The 6,017-nt window shown below is 69.7% G+C and carries 5 protein-coding genes; 3 read left to right on the top strand and 2 right to left on the bottom strand.

Annotated elements, in window-relative coordinates:
- Nucleotides 1-33 precede the first annotated feature (33 nt).
- Entirely contained in the window at nt 34-417 is a 384-nt protein-coding gene (locus GP2_RS19255) for a hypothetical protein (protein ID WP_006902268.1), read from the bottom strand.
- Nucleotides 418-491: 74 nt separating this feature from the next.
- Between GP2_RS19255 and GP2_RS19250 the strand changes: the two genes are divergently transcribed.
- Nucleotides 492-1,457 (top strand): quinone oxidoreductase family protein, encoded by a 966-nt coding sequence (locus GP2_RS19250; RefSeq protein ID WP_006902267.1) that lies wholly within the window; start codon nt 492-494, stop codon nt 1,455-1,457.
- Nucleotides 1,458-1,489: 32 nt separating this feature from the next.
- On the opposite strand, the gene GP2_RS19245 is transcribed toward GP2_RS19250, so the two are convergent.
- Nucleotides 1,490-2,482 (bottom strand): heme o synthase, encoded by a 993-nt coding sequence (locus GP2_RS19245; protein WP_006902266.1) that lies wholly within the window; start codon nt 2,480-2,482, stop codon nt 1,490-1,492.
- A gap of 276 nt (nt 2,483-2,758) precedes the next feature.
- On the opposite strand from GP2_RS19245, the gene tkt reads away from it, so the two are divergent.
- Both tkt and tal read left to right on the top strand, forming a co-directional pair.
- Nucleotides 2,759-4,837: a transketolase gene (gene tkt / locus GP2_RS19240; protein ID WP_006902265.1), complete on the top strand. Its 2,079-nt coding sequence runs from the start codon at nt 2,759-2,761 to the stop codon at nt 4,835-4,837.
- Between the two features lie 56 nt (nt 4,838-4,893).
- The gene (gene tal / locus GP2_RS19235; RefSeq protein WP_006902264.1) at nt 4,894-6,015 is read left to right on the top strand and encodes a transaldolase; all 1,122 of its coding nucleotides are present in this window, start codon (nt 4,894-4,896) and stop codon (nt 6,013-6,015) included.
- Nucleotides 6,016-6,017: the final 2 nt, after the last annotated feature.

The raw sequence follows: 6,017 nt of genomic DNA, 5'->3' as shown, positions 1-6,017 counted from the left end.
ATCCGCCGGGGGCCGTTCTCGTCGTCATCCGATCTAGAGGATCGCGCGGTTGCGCGGCTTGGGGAAACGCTTCTGCCGGGCCACCCAGCCGGCCATCTTGCGCCAGTGCGACGGGCGGACGTTGGCCTCCGACGTCAGATCCCGGTCCCACTCGGCGATCTCGAGGCCGTCGACGGCGTCCACGACCGCCTGCGCGGTGGCGAGGTCGGGGACGACCCGGTCGCCGAGGACACCACCGGAGGCACCCACCAGGGTGATGCGGACACCGGCCGCGCCGATCGCCTGGAGGACGACCTTCGCGTTGCCACCCTCGCGGGCGACGAACTTCTTCACCGACGCGACGACGTCGGCAGGGGCCTGGACCGTCTGCGTGGCTGTGGTGTCGGTGGCGGCACTGTCAGTCATGCCGCTCAGCATACCGGTGCGCTGGGCCCGAGCCCGTCACCGGGATACATGCCGCACAGTGATGTTCGCCGTGTACAACGGGTGTCGTGCGCGCGATTCAGGTGACCAGACACGGCGGCCCCGACGTCCTCGTGTACGGCTCGGTCGACGACCCGATCCCGGCGACCGACGAGGTGATCGTCCGCACCACCGCGGTGGGCGTGAACTTCATCGACACCTACCTTCGACGCGGGTTGTATCCCTCGACCCCTCCCTACGTCCCCGGCACCGAGGGCGCGGGCGAGATCGTCGCCGTCGGACCGGAGGTCACCGGACTCGAGGTGGGTCAGCGCGTGGCGTGGGTGGCCGCGCCGGGGTCGTACGCCGAACTGGTCGCCGTCCCCGCCGACAAGGCTGTCGTGGTGCCCGACGGCGTCGACGACGCGATTGCCGGGGCGTCGCTGCTGCGCGGACTCACCGCCCACTACCTGCTCGACGGCAGCTCGCATCCGCGCGCCGGCGAGACGGTGCTGATCCACGCCGGTGCCGGCGGCGTCGGGCTGATCCTGACCCAGCTGGCCAAGCGGAAGGGCCTGCGCGTCATCACCACCGTCTCCTCCGACGAGAAGGCCGACCTGTCCCGCCGCGCGGGTGCCGACCACGTGCTGCGGTACGGCGACGACCTGGCCGCGCGGGTCCGCGATCTCACCGATGGCGCGGGCGTGCCGGTGGTCTACGACGGGGTGGGCGCCGACACCTTCGAACAGTCCCTCGCCGCCACCGCGATCCGCGGGCTCATCGTGCTGTTCGGGGCGTCGAGCGGACCCGTGCCCCCGTTCGACCTGCAGCGGCTCAATCCGGCCGGCTCGCTCAGCGTGACGCGGCCGACGCTCGGCCACTTCACCGCGACGCGGGAGGAACTGTCCTGGCGGGCCGGGGAGTACTTCGAGGCGATCGCCGACGGCGACGTGGACGTCCGGATCGGACAGCGTTACCGCCTGGCCGACGCCGCACAGGCGCACGCCGATCTCGAGGCACGCAGGACGACCGGGGCGACGGTGCTGCTGCCCTGATCCCCGGATGAGGAGTCAGGCCGGGCGACGGATCAGAAGTAGGACGAGATCGTCTGCATGCCGACGACCGCGTCGATGGCGAGGCCGCAGAAGACGATCGCGAGGTATTCGTTCGACTGCAGGAACACCTTCAGCGGCTTGACCTCCACGCCGCGGCGGGTGTCGCGGTACAGCTTGGTGACGCGCTCGACGAACCATGCGCCGGCGACCACCGCGATGACGGTGTAGATCCAACTGGTGGCCGGGATGAGGACGAGCGTGCACAGCACGGTCAGCCAGGTGTAGACCAGCATCTGACGGGTCACGCGTTCCTCGGTGGCGATGACCGGGAGCATCGGCACGCCGGCCGCCGCGTAGTCCTCCTTGTAGCGCATCGCCAGCGCCCAGGTGTGCGGCGGCGTCCAGAAGAAGATGACCAGGAACAGCACGATGGGCTGCCAGCTCAGCGAGCCGGTGACCGCGGCCCAGCCCACGAGCGTCGGCATGCAGCCGGCGGCGCCGCCCCACACCACGTTCTGCCAGGTGCGGCGCTTGAGGATCATCGTGTAGACGCCGACGTAGAAGACGATCGTCGCCGAGACGAGCAGCGCAGAGAGCAGGTTGGCCGCGAAGAACAGCACCGCGAACGACGCCGCCCACAGGACGAGGCCGAAGATCAGCGCGTTCCGCGTGGCGACGGCCCGGCGGGCCAGCGGCCGGCGGGCCGTGCGCTTCATCTTCTTGTCGATGTCGGCGTCGACCACCATGTTCAAGGTGTTCGCACTACCCGCACCCAGCCATCCGCCGATCAGTGTGAAGGCGATGACGGCGATGTCGACGTGACCCCGATCGGCCTGCAACATCACCGGGATGGTCGCGACCAGCAGCAGCTCGATGACCCGCGGCTTGGTCAGCGCGATGTACGCGAGCACCGTCGCGCGCACTCGTCCTGCCCACGACAGATCGGCCGGTGCGACCGGCTCGGTCGTAACCTGCTGCGATGCGGTGTCGGTCGAGTGGGATGCGGCGGGACTGTCTCCGCTCACACGCTCCCCTATCCTCACGAACACTCCTCGTCCGCCCGCCCAGAATCTCCGCGGGCTACTACAGAGCATGGTAGACGTTCGCCTCCGCGAACCGTGAATCGAGGCGTGACGGGCGAGATCGCCGTCACCCGGGTCGCGACTCGCCGGTAACTTTCGGTCGGCGCGCAACAGGTCTCCGTAGCCGATTACTCTGGACCGAGACGTGCCTGCAACCTCGTCGGTTGACGGGCGCGAGCCGACGTCCCGACCAGCCAGGCACAGGAGACCATCACCATCGTGGCCGACACAGACGAGATCCGCGCACTGACCACCGCCCGCCACCCGGACGACTGGACCGACCTCGACACCCGGGCCGTCGACACGGCTCGCGTGCTGGCCGCCGACGCGGTGCAGAAGTGCGGCAGCGGCCACCCGGGCACCGCGATGAGCCTGGCCCCGCTCGCCTACACGCTGTTCCAGCGGGTGATGCGCCACGACCCCACCGACACCGACTGGGTCGGCCGCGACCGCTTCGTCCTGTCGTGCGGGCACTCCAGCCTCACCCTCTACATCCAGCTCTACCTCGGCGGCTTCGGTCTCGAACTGTCCGACATCGAGGCGCTGCGCACCTGGGACTCGCTGACCCCCGGCCACCCAGAGTTCCGTCACACCAGGGGCGTAGAGATCACCACCGGCCCCCTCGGCCAGGGTCTCGCCTCGGCCGTGGGCATGGCGATGGCCGCCCGCCGCGAGCGCGGCCTGTTCGACCCCGACGCCCCGCTCGGCGAGAGCCCCTTCGACCACTACATCTACGTGGTCGCCTCCGACGGCGACATCGAGGAGGGCGTGACCTCCGAGGCCAGCTCGCTCGCCGGGACCCAGCAGCTGGGCAACCTGATCGTCTTCTACGACCAGAACCAGATCTCGATCGAGGACGACACCGACATCGCGCTGAGCGAGGACGTCGCCAAGCGCTACGAGGCCTACGGCTGGCACGTGCAGACCGTCGAGGGCGGCGAGGACGTCGTCGCCATCGAGGCCGCGATCAAGGCCGCCCAGGAGGTCGTCGACCGGCCGTCGATCATCTGCCTGCGCACGATCATCGGCTACCCGGCGCCGAACAAGATGAACACCGGCGGCATCCACGGCGCCGCGCTCGGCGAGGACGAGGTCGCCGCGACCAAGAAGGTCCTCGGCTTCGACCCGGAGAAGACCTTCGAGGTGGCCGACGAGGTCATCGCCCACACCCGCAAGCTCGTCGACCGCGGCGCCGAGCTGCGCAAGGCGTGGACTGCGTCGTTCGACGAGTGGGCGAGCAAGAACCCCGAGAACAAGAAGCTCTTCGACCGCCTGCAGGCCCACGAGCTGCCCGACGGCTGGACCGACGTCCTGCCGACGTGGGAGCCGGGCGACAAGGACGTCGCGACCCGTTCGGCGTCGGGCAAGGTCCTCACCGCCCTCGCGCCGGTGCTGCCCGAACTGTGGGGCGGTTCTGCCGACCTCGCGGGTTCGAACAACACCACCATGGACGGCGAGCCCTCGTTCGGGCCGACGTCGATCAGCACCAAGAAGTGGTCGGCGAACCCCTACGGCCGCACACTGCACTTCGGCGTCCGCGAGCACGCGATGGGCTCGATCCTGTCGGGCATCGCCCTGCACGGCCCGACCCGCGCCTACGGCGGCACCTTCCTGCAGTTCTCCGACTACATGCGTCCGGCGGTGCGCCTGGCCGCGCTGATGGAGATCGACCCGATCTACGTCTGGACCCACGACTCCATCGGCCTCGGTGAGGACGGTCCGACCCACCAGCCGATCGAGCACCTCGCCGCCCTGCGCGCGATCCCCCACCTCGACGTCGTGCGGCCGGCCGACGCCAACGAGACCGCCTACGCGTGGGCGCACCTGCTGACCCGCCGCAACCACCCGGTCGGCCTCGCCCTGACCCGGCAGAACGTGCCCGTTCTGGAGGGCACCTCGGCCGAGGGCGTCGCCAACGGCGGTTACGTCCTGAGCGACTCCGACGGCGACCCGCAGGTGGTCCTCATCGGCACCGGTTCCGAGGTGTCACTGGCCGTCGAGGCGCAGCAGGCGCTGGCGGCCAAGGGAATCCGCGCCCGCGTCGTGTCGATGCCGTGCGTCGAGTGGTTCGACGAGCAGCCGCAGGGCTACCGCGACCACGTGCTGCCGCCGTCGGTTCCGCGCGTCGCCGTCGAGGCCGGCATCGCGATGCCGTGGTACCGCATCGTCGGCGCCGGCGGCGAGATCGTCAGCATCGAGCACTTCGGCGCGTCGGCCGACTACAAGGTCCTCTACACCAAGTTCGGGATCACCTCAGAGGCCGTCGCCGCGGCCGCCGAGCGCGTCATCGCCGGCTGAGCGGTCCCAGCCGCCACCGGCAGGCCGGACACACACCACACAATCAGGAGAGAATCGTGACCCAGAACGACAAGCTCGCCGAACTGTCCGCCGCCGGTGTCTCGGTGTGGCTGGACGACCTCTCGCGCGACCTCATCACCTCCGGTGATCTCGCCGAGTTGATCAACATCAAGTCGGTGGTCGGCGTGACCACCAACCCGGCCATCTTCCAGGCCGCGCTGTCCAAGGGCACCGCGTACGACGCGCAGGTGAACGAGCTGGCCGCGCGCGGGGCCGACGTGGACGCCACCATCCGCACGGTGACCACCGACGACGTCCGCAACGCCTGCGACGTGTTCGCCGGCGTCTACGAGGAGTCCGACGGGGTCGACGGCCGGGTGTCCATCGAGGTCGATCCGCGCCTCGCCCACGACACCGAGGGCACCGTCGCCCAGGCCGTCGAGCTGTGGAAGATCGTCGACCGCCCGAACCTGCTCATCAAGATCCCGGCCACCAAGGCCGGCCTGCCGGCGATCACCAAGGTGATCGCGGAGGGCATCAGCGTCAACGTGACGCTGATCTTCTCGGTGGAGCGCTACAAGGAGGTCATGGACGCCTACCTCGACGGCCTCGACGCCGCCACGGAGGCCGGCCACGACCTGTCGACCATCCACTCGGTCGCCTCGTTCTTCGTCTCGCGCGTCGACACCGAGATCGACAAGCGCCTCGAGGCCATCGGCACCCCCGAGGCCCTCGAGCTGCGGGGCAAGGCGGCACTGGCCAACGCACGCCTGGCCTACGCGGCCTACCAGGAGGTCTTCGAGGTCGAGACCCGCTTCCCCGACCTGCAGGCCCAGGGTGCGCGCGCCCAGCGTCCGCTGTGGGCGTCGACCGGCGTGAAGAACCCGGAATACCCCGACACCCTGTACGTCAGCGAGCTCGTCGCACCGAACACGGTCAACACCATGCCGGGCAAGACGATGGACGCCTTCGCCGACCACGGTTGGGTCGACACGGGCTCGATCATCGGCAAGGAGGCCGAGTCGCGCGAGATCTTCGAGAAGATCTCGGCGGTCGGCGTCGACCTGGCCGACGTGTTCGTCGTCCTCGAGGACGAGGGCGTGCGCAAGTTCGAGGACGCCTGGAACGAGCTGCTCACCGCGACGGCCGAGCAGTTGGCCGCCGCGAACGAGGGCTGAGC

It is taken from the genome of Gordonia paraffinivorans NBRC 108238 (assembly GCF_000344155.1).
In the GTDB taxonomy this organism is placed as follows: Bacteria; Actinomycetota; Actinomycetes; order Mycobacteriales; family Mycobacteriaceae; genus Gordonia; species Gordonia paraffinivorans.
The sequence above is the reverse complement of the archived record's forward strand: the minus strand, read 5'-3'. Positions and strand labels throughout refer to the sequence as shown.